We start from the raw sequence: 25,492 nt of genomic DNA, 5'->3' as shown, positions 1-25,492 counted from the left end.
TAGTAAATAGAACACACCAGCTTGTTGTTTAGTCATCATAAAAATAATTGATGATTTTCGGCAAATGTAAACTTCCCCCTAAGTCAACGAACTCGTAACAAAAATTAGCAGCAGCCTGAGTAATTTTGAGACTATGGCAAGCGCGAATTACAAAAAGTCGTTTCCTAACCAGTTATAGCGTAAGCGATCAATATAGACCCGGATCACCCCATTTTATCTAAATCGCTCGTCAATTTTTTGTCCGCGAATTTCTCTTTCCAGACTCTTGGCGTCAGGTCGAGTACATCTTTGGCCGGGTGCAGTGCTACACGCTGCAATACATCCACCAGATAATGGTAGGGATTGACGCCTTGCAGGCGGCAAGTCACCATCAGGCTTTGTAATATGCCCAGTTGTTCAGCCCCGAGTTCGGACCAACAGAACAAATAGTTTTTTCTGCCCATGGGGATTACCCGCAGTGCCCGTTCGAGATGATTGGTGTCCATGGGTAACGCGGGGTTACTCAGAAACACCTTAAGTTGGCTCTCCCGCTCATGCGCATAGTGAAGCGCCTTGGCGAAGGGGGATTTGGGCAGTAAATCGGTGCGCTGGCGTTGTTGGTAGACCCACCGGAAGAACTCAGTGACTAAGGGTTCGCTGTGTTGTTGGCGGTAGGTATGGATATCAGCCAGGTCTGATTGCTTATCCCGGATGTGTTTTTCATGCCGGTAGAGCGTGGCGATGATATCCAGTGCCTGTTGTGCTGTTTGCGGCTCACTGTCGAGGGCTTTTTCAAAGCCTCTGCGCATGTGTACCCAACAGGCAGCGTGCACTATCTTTTGTTCGTGTTGGTTTATCTGCTCAACCGTTTTGGTGTAAGCGGCATAGCCATCTGTGAGCAAGGTACCGGTAAAGTCCTGTAACTGTGCTTTGGCATGCAACATGCCCCGGCTGTGACTCCAGGTAAACGCCACCTCATCACTGTCACCGTACATCGGCCAGAAGTAGGTTTGTTTCATTTGCCCCGGTTTTCGACCCGCGCCTTTGGTGCGCCCGGCTTTAATGGGCACTTCATCCATGGCCAGTATGTTACTTTGCAGGATGTGTTGCCACTGGGCTTTGGCAATGGGCCGAAGCAGCTCAATGCCTTGTTGTATCCAGTTGATTAAGGTAGCCCGGCTAAGGGTAATGCCGCTATCGAGCATCCGTTGATGTTGGCGGTGAAGTGGTAAGTGATACACCGCTTTATCCACCATCAGCCCGGCGAGTAATGAAACATCGCAGTAACAGCCTTCCAGTACATTGGTTGGCGCTGGGGTATCCTTAAGGGTTTGCGTGGTTTTATGACGCACGACCTGACGACGATACACCAGTACCACATAACTGCCGGGCTGTTGTGCTAAGCGACGGGTTTCTTTGATATCAACGACATCATACTGGTCGGCATTCGTTCCTTGTAACTCAGGCGCAGGCACATCAATAATCAGCTGAGGCACCGTCTCATCAAAACGCAGGCCTTCATCATTCACATCCGAGTCGCGACGTTGCTTTTGTGAGGAACGGGTATGGGCCTTCACCGGTTTGGTGTCTGCCGGTAAGGCGTGTGTCTCACCCTCATCAAACAAACTGCTCTGCGCCGGATTATCCACTAACACCTTTTCAGACTTACGCCCGAACAACTGGCGTTTAAGCCAGTCCAGTTGATGCTTGAGTTGCGCAATCTCCTCAGCTTGATGAGCAAAGGCAGCCTCAATTTCAGACGGTGAAAGGTGACTAATAGAATGTGTTTTCATGGCGTAAATTATAACAAAATCAGTCAATTAAATCGCCTGTTTTGTTTGTCTTTTTGCCAGTAAATGCCATCAATCAAACACTGTAACTGAGCACTGTTTAATGGTGTTTTTGCTGTACCGTCAGTGACTTTGGCGAAGGTGCCTTTTTCTAACCGTTTACTCCACAAACAATAGCCGCCCTGGTAGTAATACAACACCTTTAGCTGCGTGCGGCGTTTATTGATAAACACAAACCAGTCACCACAATGCGCCTGCATCCCCAGTTTGCCCTGTACCAGTGCCGCCAGCCCATCAAACTGTTTGCGCATATCCGTATTACCGGTATACAGCCAAATACGCCCATTGGATAAGGGTAACATCAGGCAGCCCGGTTCATCCGCAGCACCACACCACCGGGTAATGCCAGTTCAATCTCCCAGGCAGAGCCTGCGCTCTGGTTCGCACTTGCTGGCATATCAAAGGCAAGCCAGTTATCTTGCTGCGCAAGCGATTGGCTATCATCGCTCAGTTTTTTACGCCACAGATAGAAGTTTGATACTGTTAACGCATGCTGTGCACAAAATTCACTGACCGACAGTTCGCTTGCTGCTTGCTTATCAACCAATACCTGCCATTGCTCGCGTGTACGTCTTTTTGTTGCCATCGATTAAGTCTCCGTGAGTAAAATCTACGGGGACTATTTTACGGGGTAGTTCAATGAGGAAAAGACGGTCTAAATTGATCGCTTACGTTATAGCGAGAACTTACTTCACGTAAAAGAGAGCGAACTATGAAAAATTCAGCGGAAAGAGAATTAGGTAGTTTGGCAGCAGTCAGAGATGGCAGTGGCCCTGCTTCATGGGGAGAAGGAAGTTGGCATCAATCCGACGTCAAAAAGTATCCAACAACTAATGCAGAGTTTAACGAGCTTGAATCGCTAATTAATCAATATTGTTTGGAGGGACATGCTCCTGCAGCGCCTGTGCTTAATAAATCCGGCAGTGTTATTGCTATAGGTTCTTGTTTTGCCGCTGAACTACGTCATTTTCTGAATGATGTTGGACTGTCGTCCGATTCTTTTTGGATCCCTTCAGGGTTAAATAACACCTTCGCGTTGCTGGATTTTTTTAGTTGGGCTGTTACTGGCGAGCAAACCGGTAAAGGGTACGGTTACAATAAAACCAGCAACGGAGACATAGTTGATTGGCAACCGAGTTTCGAACAGCAACAATATAAAGATGCACTCGCGCACGCTAGCAGTTTTGTTTTTACACTTGGGCTAGCTGAGGTCTGGGAAGATAAAGAATCCGGAAAGGTCTTCTGGCGCGGAGTACCAGAGCGAATATTTAACGAAGGACGTCATCATTTTAGGTTGTCCAGTGTTCAAGAAAATACGGAAAATTTAGAGAATATAGTAGCGCTGATCCGCCAAATAAACCCAAATGCGCCTATTGTATTTACTGTATCTCCGGTTCCTTTAAAAGCTACCTTTGGTAGTAAATCCTGTATTACTTCTGACTGCGTTTCTAAGTCTACATTACGTTTGGCAATTAACGATTATATGAGTAAAACTGATTGTTCATCAAATGTATATTACTGGCCTTCGTTCGAAATTGTGAAGTGGGTGGGATGTCATTTACCGTATCCAGTCTATGGAACGGATGACGGATGCGTGAGGCACGTATCAAGGTTTCTCGTCACTCAGATATTAAAAGCATTTGTGAATTGTTACTACGGAATGGAAACGGCAGAAGATGTATTTAAAGAATATTTATCAACGCTAGAAACCAGAGATGGTAACTTAGGTGAACCTCCCAAAATTTATTTAGGGCAAATTGTAAAAGCGTGAGCGTTTATTTTGTCACTCACTTTTGTAGAGATTGAGCGGTGATCCGTTTAGTCTTAAAAAATAGCTTAACGTTAAACTTGTTTACAACACTCAAAGGTTAATTAAAAACGATGAAAACCGTATTCGTAGCCGGTCACCGCGGCATGGTGGGCGCAGCCATTGTAAAAAACTTAGAACAGCGTGGCGGTGTATATATTATTACCCGTACCCGCAGCGAACTGGACTTAACTAGCCAGGCGGCGGTGTCGCAGTTTTTTGCTGATAATAAGATAGACGAGGTATACCTGGCTGCTGCCAAGGTTGGCGGTATTCACGCCAACAACACTTATCCGGCTGAGTTTATCTACGAAAACCTGATGATTGAAGCCAACATTATCCATGCGGCCCATGCTAATGATGTACAAAAGCTGTTGTTTTTAGGGTCTAGCTGTATTTACCCTAAAATGGCTGAGCAACCGATGACCGAAAAGGCACTGCTTACCGGTACCTTAGAAGAAACCAATGAGCCCTACGCCATTGCGAAAATCGCTGGTATCAAGCTGTGCGAAAGTTACAACCGCCAGTACGGTCGGGATTATCGTTCGGTAATGCCCACTAATTTGTATGGCCCTAACGATAATTTCCATCCGGAAAATTCGCACGTTATTCCTGCACTGCTACGCCGTTTTCATGAAGCGGCACAACGAAGCGATGCCGAAGTGGTTGCCTGGGGCAGTGGTAAACCCATGCGCGAATTCCTGCACGTAGATGATATGGCAGCCGCCAGCGTACATGTTATGGAGCTGGATAAAGCCACTTACGAAGAAAACACCGAGCCTATGCTGAGCCATATTAACGTGGGCACCGGCGTAGACTGTACCATTAAAGAGCTGGTAGAGACCGTTGCCAAAGTGACCGGTTTTACCGGCGACATTGTATGGGATACCAGCAAGCCCGACGGCACCCCACGTAAGCTAATGGATGTGTCGCGCCTGCATGCGTTAGGGTGGCAACATACCTACAATCTGGAAGATGGTTTGAAGCATGCCTTTGACTGGTTTTTGGCAAACCAGGATAACTTCCGCGGCTAACTTTCTTTTATCATCTGCGCCAAGCGCTTATGCTTGGCACTTTGTCCCGCTGAACTATTGCTGCTGATGCACAGTTCGCATATTTGCGATACTATACGCGGCTGTAATTATGCAGGCGCATCTTCGGATATACAATGAAAGCAAAACTTAAGAATTTAGCAAAACGTGTGCTTGGCAAAGGTGCCATTCAGTATCATATTGATTCCATAAGTAGTAACCAAATATCGGGTTGGGCATGTAATACCAGCCGTCCTGGCAAACCTTGTATGGTAGAAGTGAAAGAGGGCGACAAAACCCTGGCATCTACCAAGGCGGCCACATTACGCGAAGATCTGGTTGCCGCTGGTGTGGGTAATGGCTGCCACGGGTTTACTATCGATTTGGATATGTTGCCATTTTCGGCAGCTGCGCGTGAAGTGCATGTGTTTATCGACGGTAAACGAGTCACTGATGCCGCCGTTAAACTACAAAATAGCTTTAGCGATATTTTAGGTGACTTTGCCAGTGAAGTTGAAAAACGAATGGACGCCCTGTTGTCTATTCAGAACGAGCGCATGCAGCGTGAATTTGATTACCTTAAGAGCCAACTGGAAAATAAAAATTAATGGCAGCAAACGCTAAGGTAGTAATATTTTGCCCGCTACCCCCTAAGCCAAATGGTATTGCCGATTATCTGGCTGAACAGCTCCCTTATTTGAGTGAATACCTCGATGTAACGGTAGTTATTGAAAATCATTTCCCTGAGCCGACGGGAATATGCCCTCGCACCCGTGTGCTGCGGTTGGCTGAGTACCTGGCCAACTGGCAAGCTTTTGATAAAGTGCCTCATTTGTACCATGTGGGCAATAATCCCGATACGGTATACATGCTGGAAGTATTGCTAAGCAGGCCGGGGATCACGGTAGTACACGATCTTAATCTGCATTACCTGATCGATCTCACTAACCTGTCGCAGGGTGATAAGGAGGCATACACCAAAGCCTTAACTAACCAATACGGTGTTCAGGGTAAGGTGATCGGCGAACAACTTGCCAGCCAGGGCTGGAAAGGGCAGTTTATGCCCCATGAGCTGATGATGCACAGTTCAATTATTGATGCATCGTCGCAAATTATTGTGCACTCTGAATATTCCGCGAATAAAATTGCAGCGCTTGGGCATAGCGCTATTACGTTAATTCCTCACCACCTGTCACCTGGCATTCGTCATTTTCAGCCTAAACTCAAAATGACATACCGAGGTGAGTTAGGCTTGCCGGGTAATAAAGTCGTTATTACCTCAATGGGCTTTATTGCCAAGGCCAAACAGATAAAAGCGGTGCTTACTGCATTGGCAGAGCTAAAAGCACAAGGTCTGGATTTTGTGTACGTGCTAGCTGGCCAGTGCAAGCCTCACGAGTATGACGTGTATCAGGATATCGCCGATAGTGGCCTGGCTGATCATGTTGTGGTAACCGGCTTTTTAGACGAGCAGGACTTCTTTAAATACCTGCTGGCTTCAGACTTTATTATTAACCTGCGTTATCCCACCGGTGGCGAAAGCTCTGGTACGTTGTCGCGGGCCATGGGGCTGGGTTTAGGGTGTCTTGTGGTAAACATTGGGCCCTTTGCTGAGATCCCGGATGAGTGCGCGGTTAAGCTAGATTACGATGAGGCATTTAATGCCAACCTTACAGCTGCTATCAAACACTTAATTGAAAAACCGGTAGAGCGGGTTAGGCTAGGCTTAAATGCCCGGCGCTGGGTAGAGCGCAGCCATAATATTGTGCGCACTACGGCACAATATCGCGAGGTTATAGCACAAGAACAACAATTACTCAGCCGCAGAAGCGCTGCAGAACCGGCCTTACCTGCTACGTTATGGCGTTATCTCGCAGAGCCAACCATCGCCCGCTGGCTGGTGAACAACCAAGCCTGGACAACTACACTAGACACCCAGACAAGCGGGGTGTTGTGGTGGCTAAACAATACCGTTCCGGTAGGCGTTAGTGGCCCGGTTTTACTGGTTGGCGAAGCAACCCCCGGGAACAAGTTACTAACCGATTTATTTGGTTACGCCAAAAGTGCCCTACAAGTTATCCCGCCCTTTGAGCTGGAACAGCCAGAAGGCAACGCATTCCCGGCTAGTCTGGCCGAGTTAGCGATTGTGGTGATACCCACACGGGCTATCGAGTGCGATCCGGTACGTTATTTTGCAGCCCTCAGCGAACGACTCGCTCTTGGCGCAAAAGTGTCTGTTACGGTGCAGCCTGATAATCTGGCGAGTCCAGATGTTCCGTTAACCCGGGCAGATATTACGCAGTACCTCGAGGCTAGTGGCTTTCAGGTAGATAACATCCATACGGGTGTTTCACACATTGATATGAATAATACCTATCCGCCCATAACCCACGAGGAGTGGTGTTTTGAGCTTACAAAAGTATCCTGGATGATTAACGCTACGCCTCAGGCATACGGTTTTACGGGTATTAGTGAGCTTAAGTGGTTGCAACCGGCAGTTACCACAGCCAATGGCCGGGGGGGGTCATGAAAAACGTCCTTCACGTATTAAATGCAGCTACGCAACAACACGCTATTAGTAATCAAATTCTGATTCAGTCGGCAATTTGCCGGGCGATGCCACGCAATGCGCATGTAGTAATGGATAACCTGCCACAAAGCATTATGGCGAGCCTGGTAGAAGCCACGGGTATGAGTTGCGATTTCGTGGTGTTTGAACCATTAATACGTAAATATGGTTTTAAACTGGCAGACATGTTTGCCCAGGCAGGCCTGCCACTCCTATGCTTAGGGGCCGAGTGTTCAACGTTGCGGATCACGCCGCGGGTAGAAGCTGGTTTCTCGTTGTTAGCCCGGGCGCCGTTAACGCTTGCGGTACAAACGGTAGACGATGCCTTGCTAGGATTACAACGCATTAACTGGCTGGCATTTGAGCGGGTGGATGTTACCTTTTTAAATCAGTCGATTAACTGTGTTACACAACATCGGCCACTTATTTCATTGACTTTCGAGGGGTCTGTTACCAGCTTGCTGCAATGGTGCGAAGTACATCATTATACTGCCGTTGATGCCACTTTAAGGGCGTTATCAACTACTAGTACAGCGTCGCAAAAGGTGTATTTATTTCCCGATCAGGTGCTACTTGATGAGGTTGAAACATACCTCACGCCTGATCAGATCAGCGCCGATGAAGTGTTATTGGCCAACAATCAATTAGCGCAAAAATGGCCAGCGCTGTGCACTGCCGGCGATAATCTCGGCAATCTTACCCAAAAATACTTAAAAACCTGTACCCGGCAGTATCCCTTAGCCACCATGATGGCCACAAACCTATATGCCTCTGAGTGGCATGATGACACCGAATGGCGCTGGACAGGGCCAGGCCACGACACCACCATTTTATTACCTATGCGTGCGCGCGGGTTATATCGGGTGTCGTTGTCTGTACTGGCCTTGCCCGAAGAGCAAGAATGTGGCTTTGTTCGCTGTTTTATGAACGGCGTACCTGTTTTTGGGCAATACATTAGCGCCGGTGATACGATTGCTTTTGATTATGTATCTAACAAGCCGGAAGAACCTGTAGAATTGTTGTTAAGTGTAACCGACCTGAAAAATTGTGGCGGCCGTCCCCTCGGTGTTGCCATTAGCGGCATAGAAGTGGTGTGGAACCTAAGCGAATGAATAAACATGTTTTAATAGTGTCGCCGATTCCGTCTCACCCGCAATTTCAGGGCAACAGCGCACGTATATACCGGCTCAATCAAATGTTCCAGCAGTGTGGCTATAAAGTACACTTTGTTTACTTTGGCATGGAGGGGCTTTCTCCCGAACAGCGCGTGGCCATGGAACAGGACTGGGATTACTTTCATTACGTGCAACCGGAAGGTCCGGCAGCCGAGCCCAGCTATGGTGAGTATTTCGATATAGATGACTGGTATGATCAACGGGTATCCATTCTGGTAGAGCAGTTATGTACGCGTTGGAAGTTTGATGTATGCCTGGTGAACTACGTTTGGTTTTCTAAAGTCCTCGAAGCTGTACCTGATGACGTGTACAAAGTTATCGATACCCACGATGTATTCGGCGACCGACATATTGTGGCTAAAGAAGCTGGGCTGGAACCGGTGTGGTTTTATACCACTAAAGAGCTGGAGGCCTACGCTCTGGAGCGTGCAGATTTGGTTATTGCTATTCAAGACCAGGAGCAGGACTATTTTCAGTCAATAACCTCGAAACCCGTTGAAGTAATTGGCTATGTTACGCCGTTGCAATCCATTGTTAGCGCAGAGCGAGACGACAATAAAATACGGGTGGGCTACATCGGGAGCGGTAACCCGTTTAATATTATCTCTATCGAAACCTTTCAAAACGCAATCAAACAATCGCCAACACTGTTTGACAATTTTGAGTTCGTGTTAGGTGGAAGTATTTGTAAAACGTTTAGCGCTAGTAATGAAGTGTTTGAAATTGTTGGTATGGTAGATGACTTAGACACATTCTACCGGGATATTGATGTTGCAGTTAATCCAATGCTCGGTGGTACCGGCCTAAAAATTAAATCGCTCGAAGCGCTTTCATTTGGTAAACCTTTAATGGCAACGTTAGACGCGATGGTTGGGATAACCACCTCTGAGCCCTATCAACAATGCGCTACAATTAATGAAATGGTAGATAAACTGCAAACGTTTAATAACAGTCGATTGACTGAGTTAACGCGTAGCTCCAGTCAGGTGTTCGAGAATTATAACGAACAGCAAGTCGTCAGCTTTAAAAAACTATTTGGCTAAAATTTCATGGATTTTCAAATATATAAAAAAACGTTAAGAGAATGGGCTTTTGAGCAACAGCCGGTTTTTATTATGGGCCCTGAAAGAAGTGGTACCAGCTTATTGTTTCAGCAGGTTTCTAATCATCCTGCTTTTTGCGATTTTTCACATGCGACTGTAGAAACCTTTTGTTTTGTCAAGCCTTGGTTACTGTTAGATGATGCGACACCAGAAAACTACGAAATGCGTGTTTATCTGGGCCAGAAAAATGTAGCGCAATTCAAAGATAGTCTAGCTCCGTTGATTGAAAGAAACAAAATGCTTTCAGAGCAAGGCATGCCGAAAGCGTTTCTAACAGAGCCGAATAGAGAAGAGATTTGGTACGAACGGGGATATAAACATATTCTGCGTGCTTTCGTGTATCACTCATCTAAAAATTTGGGTGGTAAACGCTTTGTTGAAAAAACACCAGCTCATATTCGCTGCGCTGAGGAAGTGCTCGCTACTTTCCCAAATGCTAAATTACTCATTTGTACTAGAGATATAGCTGAAATCATAGCATCCCATAAAAAGCGATATGCTAAAGAAATTGCACTGGGTAAGGACAAAGATGATCCGAGCATTGCATGGCTTTCTCATTCTGTAGAGCAATATCTTAATTATTTGCTTAATATAGAGAACAAAATCAAAATTTTAAGCAGTAAATTTACAGATGCTTGTAAGATTGTCTCTTATGGTCAATTAACCAATGAACCTGATGATACGCTGAAAGCCCTATTTTCTTTTTTAGGTGAAGCATTTAATAGCGCTGCTGTTTCCAAAGAAAGGCGGGAACAAGCTTGGGATCCATTGCTTAATCAGGCCCCCCAAAAAAATGATGTAGATATTGAAAAATTCCTGTCACGGCAAGATATTGAGATGATTGATGCAAAAAGAAAAGCTTTTGCGGATTATTGGTGTTAGGCGAAAAAATCGTAAACACACTCCTATTACGAAGGACACCAGTAAAATGCATAAGATTTTTCATAATATACCGGTGATGCCAATACAACAGGTATTGGCATCGCCTTTTGGTCGTTCTGAGCATCAGCTTGGGCCTGTTTGGCCTGAGTGGGACTCGCAGCATGAAATCCGATTTAAAAGAAATAATAATCTTAAAGACGATGAGCCGATCATTAGTGATGGGCAGCATCTATGCTATGAAACTAGAACTGTGTTCTGGTGCGGTGCAATCGTAGATCATTTTGGGCACCAAATTGCTGATTTTTCTACTCGAATTATGGCTTATCGAAAGTTAGGCTTGAGAGGTGTATACGCGTTTAGTGCCCCTAATAACGAGAAATACACCATAGAAAATACCCCGTCTTTCTTTAGAGCAATTACAGACTGGTTGGAAATTAGTGAACAAATTTTACTCGTCAACAAGCCTCTGCTGGTTAAAGAGCTCATTGTACTTGGACAGCAAGAGCAATTACCAAACGTCGGTGCTAACGGCGATTATTTATCGGAGTTCGATAATTTAGTACAAAGTAAAAAGCTCAATATCAATAAAAATAGAAAAATTTATGTATCTCGTTCAGCGCAGAGTAAAGGGGTTATCGCGGGCGAAAAGTATATTGAAAAAATATTGATTCAACATGGCTTCGAAGTGTTTATGCCCGAGCAATATTCGTTGTCTGAACAACTACACAAATACCTTAATAGTACAACTTTGGTTTTTTCGGAAGGGTCAGCATTACATACAATGCAGCTCCTTGGACGTGGGTTAGGTAAAGTACACGTAATAAGACGAAGGCCCACTTATAATATGTGTAAGAATTTTATCGAGCCAAGAGCTGAGAGCGTTGATTATTATACTATTGGCGATTTAGTGTGTGGCTTGCGTGATGGTAAGCCTCTGTTGGAATGCGGGGTCACAATACCCGACAGAGTCAAATTGAATAATATCATAAAAAAAATTGTAGGTTGTGAACCAGATATTGACGACACTGCTCTGCAAGAGTGTGTTCGACAAGACCTCAAGCGCTATTTTACTACGGAGACTCTGTCGACTAGGAACAATATTGATGGTTATTCAGATAGTTTGATGCAAGCTATCAAGAAAGCAGGCTACCCGGAAGTAATTGAAAATGAATAGAGATCCAAATAAAGAGCTAGGTTTATATCAGTCAAATGATGGACATTTTATCGATTATGGCTATAAGCTTTGTCCAGAGGTAGGTGAGTTTGTAAGAGCTCCTCTACCTGATTTTAAAAAGCCGTTCTTTGCTTGTCTCGGCGCAGCTCAAACGTTAGGTCGATTTGTTAAAGATACTTACCCAGAGTTACTTGCAAAAGAATTGGGCTTGCAATCACTCAACCTTGGTCGTGGTGGAGTTGGGCCCGAATATTACCTTCAAAGGCCGGCGTTATTGGAAACGGTCAATAAAGCTGAATTTGTTGTTCTCCAAGTTATGAGTGGACGCTCTGTATCGAATTCAATTTTCAAAGACAAGGGGGGGCTGAATCACTTTACCTCCTCTTTGTTTGAGGGGCGTCAGTTATCAGGAAAATTGTGGAAAGAGATTTACGAAACGTCATCTAGTGAGTACTTTCAATCTGTATTGGCTGAACAGCGGGGTATATGGCTTGACAAAATGCAAGCGCTGATACGTGCTATCAAAAAGCCAGTAATCTTACTTTATTATTCCCATTTTAAGCCGCCAGAAAAATTGGTTTTTAATAACTTCGACCAACTCTGGAAATTCCCGCAACTTATCGATAAAACTCTAATAGAAGTGCTTAAGAAAGATGTTGCGGTCTATTTTGAGTATTACTCAAACCTGGGTATGCCGCAAAAGTTGCTAAGTGATAATGGTGCTTCAGCCTCAGTAAAAATGGGGATAAAGGACAAAAATACCAATCTAAACAAATATTATCCGTCACCGGAAATGAACGCTGATTTAGCTATAAAACTAGCTGAGTTCTTGAAAGTCACCGAATTTTCGTTGCAAAACACCCATCGAAAGAGTGTAAGTAAAGCTGTTGACTTTAATCGATTACTTAAGCCCTGGGTACATCCCAACATTCAGAATTTTTTAAAAAGCTTGGACAAATCCGACCTGCTAATCTTTGATGCTTTTGAAGCTGAATTCTGGTTAGATCAAGCAAATCTGCAATGCCTTACAGCATCGCCGCATTCTTGGAGAGAAGTGTTACAACGAAACAAGGTTAGTAGGGTAGTTATAGCATCGACAGAAAACGAGAAATTGTTGAAATACGAAGTTACCGAATTCTGTTCCTTGCGAAATATCCTGACAGAAGTGAAAGGTATTTATTCTGACATCATCTTCAACTGGTCATTTCGAGTTAAATCATTCAAGGTGGATAGCGAACAGATAAAACCAGTCGAAAAATATGTGGTTCTTTGCACACCGCGCTCGGGAAGTACCGTTCTTTGTGACCTATTAGAAAAAACTGGCGCTGCGGGACAACCTAAAGAGCACCTTACTCGGCCAGTGTTTGAAGCGCTGAAAGCGTCTGCATTTAGTTTTGATGACTGGTACACTACTCTACAGAACAATGTTTTAAGCGATAATTTGGTATTTGGAACGAAAATTATCACTGAGAGACTTGAGTGGTTGCGGTCTATTTACTCTGATAACTTCCTGCACTCGTTTTTTGGTTCCCACAAAGTTCTAAAACTCACTCGTGGTTCTGTGGCCGAGCAAGCTGTGTCGAAGTGGTTTGCACAGCTATCAAATAAATGGCATGTAAAGGACAAGCAAGAGACCGAATACTCTTATCATCTAGTTAAGAGTTATAATTTTAATGCGATCTACAAGATTTATAACGAACTAAAAGCTGACGAAGTAAAACTTAACGAGCAGATAAACACTATTTTTGGAGGGCAAGCGCTTTCAGTTGAATATAGTGATCTTATCTCGAATACATCAAATGAAATGTATCGTATCACTAAGTTCTTGGATGTTAGTGTAGCGTTGGCCAATGTAGGGTTGGAAACAGACTTTAAGAGACACGATGTCGAAGCAAAGGATGAAATACTGGAAATATTTTTGCGTGATCTTGCTTCACGTTCTTAATTGTAGGTAAAAAGTATTGCGCGTAGTAATTCATATTGGTCCTCCTAAGTCGGGGACCTCTGCAATTCAAAAGTGGTTATTGCAAAATCGTGCAGAACTGCAACAGTATGGTATTTATTATCCGCGCCATCAGTCTGATCCTAATGGCGTAAGTTCTGGTAACCTGTTGTCACTGTTTAGTCGGGATAGTAATGGTAAACCTCTTTTTGATCGTGAAAAAAAAGCGCAGTTGTTGTCGGAGTTTGAAAATACAAAACTCTCTACCTTGTTGCTTTCTTCAGAGTTTTTCTTTCAACAAATTGAGACACTCGCAGCAGAATTCCCTACTGCCACATTTGTGGCTTACCTGCGGTTTCCGGTAGAAGTAATAGAGTCGTCTTACAATCAAGGCGTGAAGCGGCATGGCGAAGTTAAAGCCTTTGGAATAGACAAGAAACCTAAGTATTTTCAAATTCATGTATTATTCCGTGAGATTAAAGCTGTCGGCATAGAGCGATTCCAGTTGAGACCTTATCACTCGCAGTGCTTTGTTGGTGGTGAAATAGTGACTGATTTTTTGGAAGCTATCGGATGCAGTGTTACTAGTAACCATTTAAAAATGACCAGTGAAAGAGTTAACACTTCTTACTCACTCGAGGCGGTCGAATTTAAACGTTGGTTTAATCAGTTTAATGTTAAAGAATTACAGGAAAAGCTAGATTACTTTTTACAAAGTTATCAGGGCCCGACAGCTAACTATTCTTTGATACCATCAGAAATTTTTGAAATCTATAGAAATACTTATTTGCAAATTCTTAATGATGTAGGTAATTTTTTTAGAATTGTAAACTTAGATAAGTTCATAGAGGCATGTCGTCAGCAAAAACAGCGCCCTTTTGCAAGGCAAGTATTGCCTGATGAAGAGTTTTTGAAAATTGCTACAGAGTTTTTAGCAGCCTACGCTGAAATGGCTCCTGCTGTATTTAAGACTTTGAAAGAGCGAGATGCACCCGACGGAACCTATAAGAGCCCCCACCGTATTAAGCTTATTTTAGGCTTAATACCTGTGAAGGTTAAGTTTAGGTTTTGGTTTTGCCATATTGTTAAGCGTTTCAAAAAAAGTACTATAAAAGGTGTTGTAAGAAGCGTGAATAAATGAAGATGGATATTTTTGACCACTTTTTACCTTGGACAGAGTTTCGTGTTAACAATATAGATACAGACCAATGGCGCCTTTTGCTGTCACCAGTCGCAGCAATAAAGCAGGATCAATCAATCCCAATAACCAACCTCATGGTTCTCCTTTATACCAAAATTTTTGGGCAGTGTAGTTTAAAAGAAACTGTTCATCGGCGTATATTAGTAAGCTGGTATCAAACTTATGCCCAGTCTATTTTTAATCTTCCGCAACTTTTTTCGTTACTTGAGGGTAAAAAAGGTAGTGTAGAAAAGAACAAAAAACATGGTTTTAATCTTATTGGGTATGACCAGGGGCGCCTGGGGCTAGGTGAAGACCTAAGGAGCTACGCGCGCTTGCTTCAGCAGAAAGGTATCTCTTTTTCAATTTATCATATTGGCCATCTGACAGACAAACTCGACTTCGATTTTAAAATGTATTATTCCACACAGTTGCCTTATCAATACTCTCTGTTTTTTCTAAATCCAATCGAGTTGCAGAAATTTGTGCAGATTTTTGATGGTGAACTGAGCGGATTCGGCACTACAATCGCAGTGCCTCCATGGGAACTACCTAAAATTCCCGATTCTTGGTTCGATCATCTTAATAAATTTGATTTTATATGGTCAATTTCCGAGTTTGTTCAGCAAGCTTATTTGAGTAGTCGTGGGAATAAGAGCAAAGTGGAAATTGCTAACCCGATTGTGATACAAAAAACACAACCTCATTGTTATAAAGTACCCCGGCAGTCTCGACCTTATACATTTCTCTATATTTTTGACGCGGCATCATATTTAGCAAGGAAAAATCCAACTGGAGTTATTAATGCATTTATCAAAGCATTCAAATCAGGGAAATATGACGTTAGATTGATATTAAAAGTTTCTAACACAAATGACTCACCTGAATGGAACCTGGTTCGGCATCTCGCAACGCAAGATCGAAGAATCAAAATAATTGATGATTCGTACAATGAAAAAGAGATGTCCACGCTGTGGCTTAAAACTGACTGCTATGTTTCTTTGCATCGTAGTGAGGGCTTTGGCCGAACAATAGCTGAAGCAGTTTCATTGGGCTTGCCAGTGATTTCCACAAATTGGTCCGGAAGCATTGATATAATAGGACAAGATAACCCTTTAAACATTGATTACAATTTGGTGCCTGTAGATGCTCATCAGTATCCGTGGTCTGATGAGCAATTTTGGGCAGAACCATCGATAGATGATGCTGCTGACAAAATGCTATGGATAGTTGAAAATCATAATAGTAATGATGTAGCTGAGTTGGTTCAAAATAATACTGCAAGGTTTAAGACTTTATTTGATATCAACGCTAAAAATAGGACGTTATTCAATTATTTTGAATAAGAAATATTTAAATGAGAACTTTATCAGCTGTGCTTTCATGATAATCTCAATAGCGACTTTGAGAATTACTATGACGATTTAGTTTGGAGAATAAACAATATGAGAAAAGGAATAATCCTAGCGGGTGGTTCAGGAACCAGACTCCATCCCCTTACTAAAGTCGTAAGTAAACAGTTAATGCCTGTTTACGATAAACCAATGATTTACTATCCGCTCTCTACGCTTATGATGTCTGGGATAAGAGATATTCTGATTATCACTACCCCGGAAGAGCAGAGTCGATTTATTGAGTTACTGGGTGATGGAAGTGCCTGGGGGCTCAACCTTCAGTATGCGGCTCAACCGTCGCCGGATGGTCTTGCCCAGGCATTTCTTATTGGTGAAGATTTTATTGGTAACAATAGTTGTTCCTTAGTGCTTGGTGATAACATCTACTATGGCCACGATCTGCGGGTTTCATTAAAAAATGCTTATGGGCAAACACAAGGTGCTACGGTATTTGGCTATCACGTTAATGATCCCGAGCGCTACGGTGTAGTGGATTTCGATGACGACTGGAATGCGTTATCCATCGAAGAAAAACCAGCAGTTGCAAAGTCTAATTATGCAGTAACTGGCCTCTATTATTATGACAACCGCGTTGTCGATTTCGCCAAAGAAGTAAAACCTTCCCCGCGAGGCGAGCTAGAAATTACCGATCTGAACAATATGTACCTGCAGGATGGCTCTTTAAAAGTGGAGCTGATGGGGCGTGGCTCTGCGTGGTTGGATACCGGTACGCTTGATAGTTTGTTAGATGCTGCAAACTTCGTGGCGGCGATAGAGAAACGCCAGGGCCTCAAAATTTGTTGCCCCGAAGAAGTGGCGTTTCGCATGGGTTACATTGATGCAGAGCAGTTAGAAAAGCTGGCCGCACCATTGGTGAAAAGTGGATATGGTAGTTATCTGCTAAAAGTTATAAACGACCGGGTACGTTAACAGATACGATAATTAGGAGATCCCGGATAAGCGCTGCGCGCTTTCCGGGATGACGTAAATTTAATGATGTCGCCCCGACAAATATCTATTGTCACCGTGGCCAACAATTATTGTCATCCCGGTCTTGAGCCGGGATCTCCATAAACGTCTGGGAAGTGGCTCCGAAGAAATAGTTAGGAGATCCCGGATAAGCGCTGCGCGCTTTCCGGGATGACGTAAATTTAATGATGTCGCCCCGACAAATATCTATTGTCTCCGTGGCCAATATTTATTGTCATCCCGGTCTGTTTTTATTGTCATCCCGGCCTTGAGCCGGGATCATCATAACAGTCTGGTGAAGCGGCAGCGAAGAATTAATTGGGAGATCCCGGATAAGTGCTACGCCTTCCCCGGATGACGGCGTACAATTAGGAAGTCCCGGATAAGACCGGTACTCTCTCCGGGATGACAGAATAAAGATAGGAAAAGAATTAACCATGCAAGTAATCAAAACCGACATCCCGGATGTCAAAATTATCGAACCACGTGTATTTGGTGATGAGCGCGGTTTTTTCTTAGAAACCTTTCGCACTGATTGGTTTAAAGCTGAATGTGCCGACGTCGATTTTGTGCAAGACAATCACTCTAAATCTAAACAAGGGATTTTGCGCGGCTTGCATTATCAGTTAGAGCAAACTCAGGGCAAGCTGGTCCGCGTAGTGTCTGGCGAAGTGTTCGACGTAGCCGTGGATATGCGGAAAGACTCTGAAACTTTCGGCAAATGGGTTGGCGTGTACCTGTCTGCCGAAAACAAGCGTCAGCTATGGGTGCCTGCTGGCTTTGCGCACGGCTTTTATGTCACCAGTGAATCGGCTGAATTTGTGTATAAGTGCACGGATTACTACCATCCGGAATCCGAAATATCGGTGAAATATGACGATCCAACCATTGGCATTGAGTGGCCGCTGGTGAATGGCGAAGCGCCGTCTTTATCGGGCAAGGATGAAGCCGGTACGGCTTTTGTTGATGCGCCGGCGTTTTAGGATATTACCATGAAAAAATTAGTGGTTATCGGCAAAAGCGGTCAGCTGGCCTGGGAAATTGCCCGACTGGTACCGGAGGCAGTGTGCCTGGGCCGGGATGATATTGATATTACCTCAGGCGAAGACATCGCTGCGAAACTCGGCCCAATTAACCCTGATGCAGTGATCAATGCCTCAGCCTATACCGCTGTGGATAAAGCCGAGTCCGATGAAGAAAATGCTTACCTGCTAAATCAAACGGCGGTAGCCAACCTGGCGAAATATTGCAAAAGCAATAATGTGTTTTTGGTGCATGTGTCTACCGATTATGTGTTTAACGGCGAAAAAGGCTCTCCCTACACGGTAGATGATGCCATCGAGCCTCAGGGCATGTACGGTATAACCAAAGCGGCGGGTGAGGCCGAAGTGACTTCGATTCTTCCAGCAGCAAGTGCCATCCTGCGTACTTCCTGGGTGTATTCCAGCCATGGCAATAACTTTGTAAAAACCATGCTTCGCCTGATGGCAGAGAAGCCTCAGCTAGGTGTGATTGACGATCAAATTGGCAGCCCTACCTGGGCCAAAGGCCTGGCGCGTGCCTGTGTGGAAGCGGCTTCTCATCGCACAGCAGGCGTATATCACTGGTCTGATGAAGGCGTATGCAGTTGGTATGATTTTGCCATAGCCATTCAGCAATTAGGGCTGGAAAAAGGCTTACTGCAACAGGCCGTGCCGGTAAAACCCATTCCGAGCAGCGCTTATCCCACCCCGGCAAAGCGCCCCCATTACAGCGTATTGGATAAAACCCTAACGCGAGAGACTTTTACTTCACCCCTTAACCATTGGCGCGAACAGTTAAGCGCTATGATGGATGAGTTAGTGTAAGCGCAGCAGAGAACTTAATAGCATGACAACAGCGAAAACCATTATTGTAACCGGCGGCGCGGGCTTTATTGGCTCGGCGGTAGTGCGCCATTTGATTAACGATACCAATCATAACGTAGTGAACCTCGATAAGCTGACTTACGCCGGTAATCTTGAGTCGCTTAAAGAAGTTGACTCAAGTGAACGTTATCACTTTGAACAAGTGGATATCTGTGATGGTGCAGAAGTAAAACGGGTTCTGGATACGTATCAGCCTGATATCATTATGCACCTGGCCGCCGAGAGCCATGTTGACCGTTCAATTGACGGCCCCGGTGAGTTTATTCAAACTAACGTAGTGGGTACTTACGTACTGCTTGAGCAAGCCCGTGCTTACTATGCTCAATTAAATGAAGACAAGAAAGCGGGGTTCCGTTTCCACCATATTTCCACCGACGAAGTATACGGCGACCTGCCACATCCGGATGAAGTGGCTACAGGTACCGAGCTACCGCTGTTCACCGAGGATACGTCATACGAACCAAGCTCGCCATATTCAGCCTCGAAAGCGGCATCGGATCATCTGGTGCGTGCATGGTTAAGAACATTTAAATTACCTACCGTGGTGACTAACTGTTCTAACAACTATGGCCCTTACCATTTCCCGGAAAAGCTTATTCCGCTGATGATCTTAAACGCGCTGGCAGGCAAGCCTCTGCCTGTGTATGGCAAAGGTAACCAAATTCGCGATTGGTTATATGTTGAAGATCACGCCAGGGCGCTGGTGGTGGTGGCTACCCAAGGCGACATTGGCGAAACCTATAACATCGGTGGTCACAACGAAAAACAAAACATCGAAGTGGTGCACACCATTTGTGACATCCTCGATGCAGTAAAACCCAAGGCCGAAGGCAGCTACCGCGATCTCATCACCAGCGTAGCTGATCGCCCCGGCCATGATATGCGCTATGCTATTGATGCCAGTAAAATTCAAAAAGAGCTGGGCTGGACGCCCCGGGAAACGTTTGAGAGCGGCATTAAGAAAACCGTGGAATGGTATTTAAACAACACCGCCTGGTGGCAAGCCGTATTAGACGGTAGCTATCAGGGGGAGCGGTTAGGCACTGCTTAAATAATTGTCGTTTAACTCGATATTTAACGCAAATAACAGGGGGCAAGTTGCCCCCTTTGTGCTATTTGGGGATATCCCACCTTTCGTATATCAAGCGCCGGCAATGCGGTAAGTATTTGCAAGTCTAATCCAATACACCTTCTCCACACCTCTATTGTCAGTGTCCGCATCTTTTATCTTCCGCTTTATCGTTGCCGTTGAGTTACCACAGTAAATGAACAACTGCGTTTGGCAACAAAGGAATAGCTAAAAATAAATCTATGGATGAGCCTTACTGGCGTATGAGACTGTTCACTTTTACTGTAAGCGATCAATATAGACCCGGATCACCCCATTTTATCTAAGTCGCTCGTTAATTTTTTGTCCGCGAATCTCTCTTTCCAGACTCTTGGCGTCAGGTCGAGTACGTCTTTGGCCGGATGCAGTGCTACACGCTGCAATACATCCACGAGGTAATGGTAGGGATTGACGCCTTGCAGGCGGCAAGTCACCATCAGGCTTTGTAATATGCCCAGTTGTTCAGCCCCGAGTTCGGACCAACAGAACAAATAGTTTTTTCTGCCCATGGGGATTACCCGCAGTGCCCGCTCAAGATGATTGGTGTCCATGGGTAACGCGGGGTTACTCAGGAACACCTTGAGTTGGCTCTCTCGCTCAGCGGTGTAATGAAGCGCCTTGGCGAAGGGGGATTTGGGTAGTAAATCAGTGCGCTGTCGTTGTTGGTAGACCCACCGGAAGAAGTCAGTCACGAGTGGTTCGCTGTGTTGTTGGCGGTAGGTATGGATATCGGCCAGGTCTGATTGCTTATCCCGGATGTGTTTTTCATGCCGGTAGAGTGTGGCGATAATATCCAATGCCTGTTGTGCGGTGTGAGGCTCACTGTCGAGGGCTTTTTCAAAGCCTCTGCGCATGTGTACCCAACAGGCAGCGTGCACAATCTGCTGTTCGTGTTGGTTTAACTGTTCAACCGTCTTGGTGTAAGCGGCATAGCCGTCGGTCAGCAAGGTACCGGTAAAGTCCTGCAACTGGGCTTTGGCATGCAACATGCCCCGGCTGTGACTCCAGGTAAACGCCACCTCATCACTATCACCGTACATCGGCCAAAAGTAAGTTTGTTTCATTTGCCCCGGTTTTCGGCCAGCCCCTTTGGTACGCCCGGCTTTGATGGGCACTTCATCCATCATCAGGATTTTGCTTTGCAGAATGTGCTGCCACTGGGCCTTGGCGATGGGCCGAAGCAGCTCAATGCCTTGTTGTATCCAGTTGATTAAGGTAGCCCGGCTAAGGGTAATGCCGCTATCGAGCATCCGTTGATGTTGGCGGTGAAGTGGTAAGTGATACACCGCTTTATCCACCATCAGCCCGGCGAGTAATGAAACATCGCAGTAACAGCCTTCCAGTACATTGGTTGGCGCTGGGGTATCCTTAAGGGTTTGCGTGGTTTTATGACGCACGACCTGACGACGATACACCAGTACCACATAACTGCCGGGCTGTTGTGCTAAGCGACGGGTTTCTTTGATATCAACAACTTCATACTGGTCGGCCTCCGCCCCCTGTAATTCTGGCGCAGGCAGGTCAATCACCTGTTGCGGCACCGTCTCATCAAAACGCAGGCCTTCATCATTCACATCCGAGTCGCGACGTTGCTTTTGTGAGGAACGGGTATGGGCCTTCACCGGTTTGGTGTCTGCCGGTAAGGCGTGTGTCTCACCCTCATCAAACAAACTGCTCTGCGCCGGATTATCCACTAACACTTTTTCAGACTTACGCCCGAACAACTGGCGTTTAAGCCAGTCCAGTTGATGCTTGAGTTGCGCAATCTCCTCAGCTTGATGAGCAAAGGCAGCCTCAATTTCAGACGGTGAAAGGTGACTAATAGAATGTGTTTTCATGGCGTAAATTATAACAAAATCAGTCAATTAAATCGCCTGTTTTGTTTGTCTTTTTGCCAGTAAATGCCATCAATCAAACACTGTAACTGAGCACTGTTTAATGGTGTTTTTGCTGTACCGTCAGTGACTTTGGCGAAGGTGCCTTTTTCTAACCGTTTACTCCACAAACAATAACCGCCCTGGTAGTAATACAACACCTTGAGCTGGGTACGGCGTTTATTGATAAACACAAACCAGTCACCACAATGCGCTTGCATCCCCAGTTTGCCCTGTACCAGTGCCGCCAGCCCATCAAACTGTTTGCGCATATCGGTATTACCGGTATACAGCCAAATACGCCCATTGGATAAGGGTAACATCAGGCAGCCCGGTTCATCCGCAGCACCACACCACCGGGTAATGCCAGTTCAATCTCCCAGGCAGAACCTGCGCTCTGGTTCGCACTTGCTGGCATATCAAAGGCAAGCCAGTTATCTTGCTGCGCAAGCGATTGGCTATCATCGCTCAGTTTTTTACGCCACAGATAGAAGTTTGATACTGTTAACGCATGCTGTGCACAAAATTCACTGACTGTCAGTTCGCCTGCTGCTTGCTTATCAATCAATACCTGCCATTGCTCGCGTGTACGTCTTTTTGTTGCCATCGATTAAGTCTCCGTGAGTAAAATCTACGGGGACTATTTTACGGGGTAGTTCAATGAGGAAAAGACGGTCTAAATTGATCGCTTACCTTTTACTAAGCTGTTACTATTTTATTGTGATGTCAGGGGTCTATTATTTACATTTTCCTTATTTGTGGTGATTTTTTTGTAGTTAATCACTCTTTATTGTTATTTTTTAATGGTTAAATTTTATAATCACTATTAATGATGATTTTCTGTCTTTACTTCGCATTAAATGGTGACTATATTGTATTTTACTTTATATAATCACTTTTTAAGGTTGTTTATGAGCGCTTCAGAGAATAACGAGCTGTTACATCAGGCTTTATCTGCTCACCAGCAAAGCCTTTCCGCCGCTACATCAACGCTGGAAAGGCAATTGAAGATGGCCATGAACTCAAGTGAAGTAGCGGGGAACCTCAACCAGTTTAATTACGTCCTTGACGATTACCTTCGGCAACACCAAATGGATTTGAGTACCCTGGCCATGCTGGCGGGCGTGTCCAAAAATACCATGACCCGTCTTAAAAAATCGGTTGAGTCTTGCAGAATCGACACGTTAAATGCCGTACTGAATGTTATGGGCATGGAAATAGTGATAGCCAGAAAGGCTCAAACCGATGAGTGAAATAAATCGCCAGGGGGCCATCTATGCCAATAACCTGCTGGCGGGTTATCTCACAGAACTCACCGCTAATGGTAAAGTACGGTATACCTATCAGTATGTCTTGGAGTATCTTGGTAGCGGTGTGCCCATAGGCCACCAGTTTCCTTTGCAAGCCGACGCTTTTCTATTTGATGCGTTTCCCTCATTTTTTGAAAACCTGCTAAGTGAAGGGTGGATAAAAATGTATCAAACAACCAATACCCGGTTAGACAAACGTGATGAATTTGGCTTGCTATTGCATAATGGCCGGGTATTGATTGGGGCGCTATCTGTGGTGAATATGGAAAAGGAATTCGTGAGATTATGACTGCTCAGCTAGGCCAAATATCACTTAAAGGCGGAGCTGCACCATACTCCCCGGCGTTTCTGAAGAAGATGTTTACGTTAACCCGCCTGCCCGCAGCGGGGATAAGAGTTAAAGGGGACCAGGCATTATTTAATCGTGCCGCGCCGCGCTATTTGGATGGTCAATCTATCTCGGGTGTCCAGAAAAAATTATTCATGGATCTAGAAGGCAATTACCTGGTACCGGTAAAAGGCCATGGCCGGTATATTGTTAAACCAGCCCCCGACCATCTGCCCCATCTGCCGGAAAACGAACATGCCATCATGCAATTGGCCAGACTCTGCAAATTTAATGTAGCAGATAACGCCCTGGTGCCTTTTGAAGACGGTGAACTGTGTTATGTGACCCGTCGGTTTGATTTGCGCGACGATGGTCGCCGGTTGTTTGTTGAAGATGCCGCAAGTTTGTGTAACGTCCACTCATCGAATAAAGGCAGTGACAACCTTTCTTATGAAGGTGTGCTGAAAAAATTATATGAAGCCAGTGGGCGAAATATGGCGATAATATTCAACGGTGTCAGGCAGGTGTTATTTGCCTACCTGGTAGGCAACAACGATCTCCATTGTAAAAATTTGTCGATGTACCGACACCCGGATGATGCGACTGTCAGGATGCGGGATTTTACGCCGGTGTATGATGTAGTGTCGGTAGCACCCTATCAGGATTACTATAACGAGGATTTAACGCTTTGTGTTTTGGCGAGTGAGTTAAATGCCGTGTTTAGTCCGTCGTATGAAGCCGTTGGTCATTATTGTATGGAATGTTTTGTGCGTTTGGCAATGAATCTTGGAATGCACAAAGCGGCGGCACAGAAGCTAGTGGCTCAACTCTGCAACGATGTTGCCCGCTATTTTCAGCCGTTGCTCGCGGCTTCTTCGAGTCCGGATAAAACGGTTATCGAACAGCATATCAAAGCAAAGCTGGCTCGCTTTGCCCCGGATATCGCTGCGCTAAAATCAGTTAAGTGATGTAACTGTAGCGGGGTACTGTGTGTTTTTAGGCAGGCTCGTAAAGAAAATGGTTCATTGTTACTCGATCTTTCTCTCTTACTGTGGGGATATTTCTTTAAAGGCCATAAGACAGTGAGATAATAAAACAGGGAGAAAGCATCAGGTGCAGCCCATTTTCTAAAGGATCAGCGGAGTATCCGGACTTTATCCTTATCCCACTTCAAAAGAACATTTGTACGAAACCAGCCGGGTTTAACTGAGTTATATTCCTTTTCTGTTACATCCAGAAAACCATTTGGGTTAATTTCTGCAATTGGTAGCAGCAGATCGGTATTGTCAAAAAAGTAAACTCTATGGCATTGATTCGCCATGTCAGATCGCCTGATAGCGAGTTGGCCTCCAGGTAAATCAGAGCCAACCTATTGGGCGACGAACTTGCCGCGAGAGCAATACGCAGTACAAGCAGTCTTACAATTATACAGCTAGCGCTGGCAGATAGAATTACTCTTCAAGGAGTGGAAACTCTACTGCAGTTTACGTAAGTTCAATACTCGGAATACGGGCTTGATGGAGGGACTGATATGGCAGTTTGCTGGCATTATTGGTGAAACAGCGTATTGGGTTTAGTATTCAACGTCTGATGGGCGCCGATATATCGAGCTTCATGGTCGCGAAAAATACGCAAAGCTGGTTTTATCTATTAATGGAGTCGATACTCCATGACGCTTAATCTGAATTTATACAAACGTGGAATTTGGCAGTAAATTATTTATCAGGATGTGCCAATCGGGCACATCCTGCCAGAGATAGGAAAACCGGGCGCTTGAAGCATGGCTTGGTCTCGGTTAATCCTTAATGTCCAACCTATGAATAATCGTTATTCGAATAACTGTATTAAGGTTATCCAGTACGGCCTTTTTTATTGCTTGTTCGCCTGTACTACAAGCAATTTTTCTAATG

24 protein-coding genes and 1 pseudogene are annotated in these 25,492 nt (G+C 45.0%); 19 read left to right on the top strand and 6 right to left on the bottom strand.

Annotated features, from left to right (window positions below):
• Nucleotides 1-203 precede the first annotated feature (203 nt).
• The 3 genes from tnpC (AC566Q_RS21050) to tnpA (AC566Q_RS21040) are packed head-to-tail and all read right to left on the bottom strand — an operon-like array spanning nt 204 to nt 2,415.
• Complete coding sequence (gene tnpC / locus AC566Q_RS21050; RefSeq protein WP_499617577.1) at nt 204-1,772, bottom strand: IS66 family transposase; 1,569 nt, start codon at nt 1,770-1,772, stop codon at nt 204-206.
• 23 nt (nt 1,773-1,795) lie between these two features.
• Nucleotides 1,796-2,131: an IS66 family insertion sequence element accessory protein TnpB gene (gene tnpB, locus AC566Q_RS21045; RefSeq protein ID WP_126874057.1), complete on the bottom strand. Its 336-nt coding sequence runs from the start codon at nt 2,129-2,131 to the stop codon at nt 1,796-1,798.
• On the bottom strand, nt 2,131-2,415 hold the full coding sequence (gene tnpA / locus AC566Q_RS21040) for an IS66 family insertion sequence element accessory protein TnpA (protein ID WP_126874056.1): 285 nt from the start codon (nt 2,413-2,415) through the stop codon (nt 2,131-2,133). The genes tnpB (AC566Q_RS21045) and tnpA (AC566Q_RS21040) overlap by 1 nt, the downstream gene beginning before the upstream one ends.
• Before the next feature lie 126 nt (nt 2,416-2,541).
• Between tnpA (AC566Q_RS21040) and AC566Q_RS21035 the strand changes: the two genes are divergently transcribed.
• The 15 genes from AC566Q_RS21035 (at nt 2,542) to rfbB (ending at nt 20,013) form a co-directional block, all read left to right on the top strand.
• Nucleotides 2,542-3,600 (top strand): GSCFA domain-containing protein, encoded by a 1,059-nt coding sequence (locus AC566Q_RS21035; RefSeq protein ID WP_499610448.1) that lies wholly within the window; start codon nt 2,542-2,544, stop codon nt 3,598-3,600.
• 110 nt (nt 3,601-3,710) lie between these two features.
• The gene (gene fcl / locus AC566Q_RS21030) at nt 3,711-4,670 is read left to right on the top strand and encodes a GDP-L-fucose synthase (protein WP_499610445.1); all 960 of its coding nucleotides are present in this window, start codon (nt 3,711-3,713) and stop codon (nt 4,668-4,670) included.
• Nucleotides 4,671-4,804: 134 nt separating this feature from the next.
• Complete coding sequence (locus AC566Q_RS21025) at nt 4,805-5,275, top strand: hypothetical protein (protein WP_499610442.1); 471 nt, start codon at nt 4,805-4,807, stop codon at nt 5,273-5,275.
• Nucleotides 5,275-7,197, top strand: a complete 1,923-nt coding sequence (locus AC566Q_RS21020) for a glycosyltransferase (RefSeq protein ID WP_499610440.1) — start codon at nt 5,275-5,277, stop codon at nt 7,195-7,197. Before AC566Q_RS21025 ends, AC566Q_RS21020 begins: the two co-directional genes overlap by 1 nt.
• Nucleotides 7,194-8,348, top strand: coding sequence for a hypothetical protein (locus tag AC566Q_RS21015; protein WP_499610435.1), 1,155 nt, complete (start codon nt 7,194-7,196; stop codon nt 8,346-8,348). Before AC566Q_RS21020 ends, AC566Q_RS21015 begins: the two co-directional genes overlap by 4 nt.
• A complete protein-coding gene (locus tag AC566Q_RS21010) occupies nt 8,345-9,454 on the top strand; it encodes a glycosyltransferase (protein ID WP_499610431.1) in 1,110 nt (369 codons plus the stop codon). Before AC566Q_RS21015 ends, AC566Q_RS21010 begins: the two co-directional genes overlap by 4 nt.
• A 6-nt stretch (nt 9,455-9,460) precedes the next feature.
• Nucleotides 9,461-10,396, top strand: coding sequence for a sulfotransferase family protein (locus AC566Q_RS21005; protein ID WP_499610426.1), 936 nt, complete (start codon nt 9,461-9,463; stop codon nt 10,394-10,396).
• The gene (locus AC566Q_RS21000; protein WP_499610422.1) at nt 10,359-11,570 is read left to right on the top strand and encodes a glycosyltransferase 61 family protein; all 1,212 of its coding nucleotides are present in this window, start codon (nt 10,359-10,361) and stop codon (nt 11,568-11,570) included. The genes AC566Q_RS21005 and AC566Q_RS21000 overlap by 38 nt, the downstream gene beginning before the upstream one ends.
• On the top strand, nt 11,563-13,515 hold the full coding sequence (locus AC566Q_RS20995) for a DUF6473 family protein (RefSeq protein ID WP_499610418.1): 1,953 nt from the start codon (nt 11,563-11,565) through the stop codon (nt 13,513-13,515). The genes AC566Q_RS21000 and AC566Q_RS20995 overlap by 8 nt, the downstream gene beginning before the upstream one ends.
• Nucleotides 13,516-13,531: 16 nt before the next feature.
• Nucleotides 13,532-14,653 carry a hypothetical protein gene (locus tag AC566Q_RS20990; protein ID WP_499610414.1) on the top strand — a complete coding sequence of 374 codons (1,122 nt, stop codon included), beginning with the start codon at nt 13,532-13,534 and terminating at the stop codon, nt 14,651-14,653.
• A complete protein-coding gene (locus AC566Q_RS20985) occupies nt 14,650-16,038 on the top strand; it encodes a glycosyltransferase (RefSeq protein ID WP_296050586.1) in 1,389 nt (462 codons plus the stop codon). Before AC566Q_RS20990 ends, AC566Q_RS20985 begins: the two co-directional genes overlap by 4 nt.
• Before the next feature lie 99 nt (nt 16,039-16,137).
• Entirely contained in the window at nt 16,138-17,016 is an 879-nt protein-coding gene (gene rfbA, locus AC566Q_RS20980; protein ID WP_499610410.1) for a glucose-1-phosphate thymidylyltransferase RfbA, read from the top strand.
• A gap of 476 nt (nt 17,017-17,492) precedes the next feature.
• A complete protein-coding gene (gene rfbC, locus AC566Q_RS20975) occupies nt 17,493-18,038 on the top strand; it encodes a dTDP-4-dehydrorhamnose 3,5-epimerase (protein ID WP_296050580.1) in 546 nt (181 codons plus the stop codon).
• Nucleotides 18,039-18,047: 9 nt separating this feature from the next.
• A complete protein-coding gene (gene rfbD / locus AC566Q_RS20970; protein WP_499610403.1) occupies nt 18,048-18,902 on the top strand; it encodes a dTDP-4-dehydrorhamnose reductase in 855 nt (284 codons plus the stop codon).
• 22 nt (nt 18,903-18,924) lie between these two features.
• Nucleotides 18,925-20,013 carry a dTDP-glucose 4,6-dehydratase gene (gene rfbB / locus AC566Q_RS20965; protein WP_296050575.1) on the top strand — a complete coding sequence of 363 codons (1,089 nt, stop codon included), beginning with the start codon at nt 18,925-18,927 and terminating at the stop codon, nt 20,011-20,013.
• 326 nt (nt 20,014-20,339) lie between these two features.
• Here rfbB and tnpC (AC566Q_RS20960) read toward each other — a convergent pair whose 3' ends face one another.
• From tnpC (AC566Q_RS20960) to tnpA (AC566Q_RS20950), 3 genes are read right to left on the bottom strand one after another with little or no spacing between them, the layout of a single operon-like run.
• Nucleotides 20,340-21,908 carry an IS66 family transposase gene (tnpC, locus tag AC566Q_RS20960; RefSeq protein ID WP_499617576.1) on the bottom strand — a complete coding sequence of 523 codons (1,569 nt, stop codon included), beginning with the start codon at nt 21,906-21,908 and terminating at the stop codon, nt 20,340-20,342.
• A 23-nt stretch (nt 21,909-21,931) separates the two neighbouring features.
• The gene (tnpB, locus tag AC566Q_RS20955; protein ID WP_126874057.1) at nt 21,932-22,267 is read right to left on the bottom strand and encodes an IS66 family insertion sequence element accessory protein TnpB; all 336 of its coding nucleotides are present in this window, start codon (nt 22,265-22,267) and stop codon (nt 21,932-21,934) included.
• Entirely contained in the window at nt 22,267-22,551 is a 285-nt protein-coding gene (gene tnpA, locus AC566Q_RS20950; protein ID WP_499610398.1) for an IS66 family insertion sequence element accessory protein TnpA, read from the bottom strand. Before tnpA (AC566Q_RS20950) ends, tnpB (AC566Q_RS20955) begins: the two co-directional genes overlap by 1 nt.
• A gap of 304 nt (nt 22,552-22,855) precedes the next feature.
• Between tnpA (AC566Q_RS20950) and AC566Q_RS20945 the strand changes: the two genes are divergently transcribed.
• The 4 genes and pseudogenes from AC566Q_RS20945 to AC566Q_RS20930 form a co-directional block, all read left to right on the top strand.
• The gene (locus tag AC566Q_RS20945; RefSeq protein WP_164464632.1) at nt 22,856-23,197 is read left to right on the top strand and encodes a helix-turn-helix domain-containing protein; all 342 of its coding nucleotides are present in this window, start codon (nt 22,856-22,858) and stop codon (nt 23,195-23,197) included.
• Nucleotides 23,190-23,543 (top strand): HipA N-terminal domain-containing protein, encoded by a 354-nt coding sequence (locus tag AC566Q_RS20940; RefSeq protein WP_105935347.1) that lies wholly within the window; start codon nt 23,190-23,192, stop codon nt 23,541-23,543. Before AC566Q_RS20945 ends, AC566Q_RS20940 begins: the two co-directional genes overlap by 8 nt.
• A complete protein-coding gene (locus tag AC566Q_RS20935) occupies nt 23,540-24,550 on the top strand; it encodes a HipA domain-containing protein (RefSeq protein ID WP_499610391.1) in 1,011 nt (336 codons plus the stop codon). Before AC566Q_RS20940 ends, AC566Q_RS20935 begins: the two co-directional genes overlap by 4 nt.
• Nucleotides 24,551-24,910: 360 nt before the next feature.
• Nucleotides 24,911-25,388: pseudogene (locus AC566Q_RS20930) on the top strand (transposase); the annotation flags it as partial.
• Between the last annotated feature and the right edge of the window lie 104 nt (nt 25,389-25,492).

It is taken from the genome of Alteromonas sp. H02, assembly GCF_059682525.1.
The sequence above is the reverse complement of the archived record's forward strand: the minus strand, read 5'-3'. Positions and strand labels throughout refer to the sequence as shown.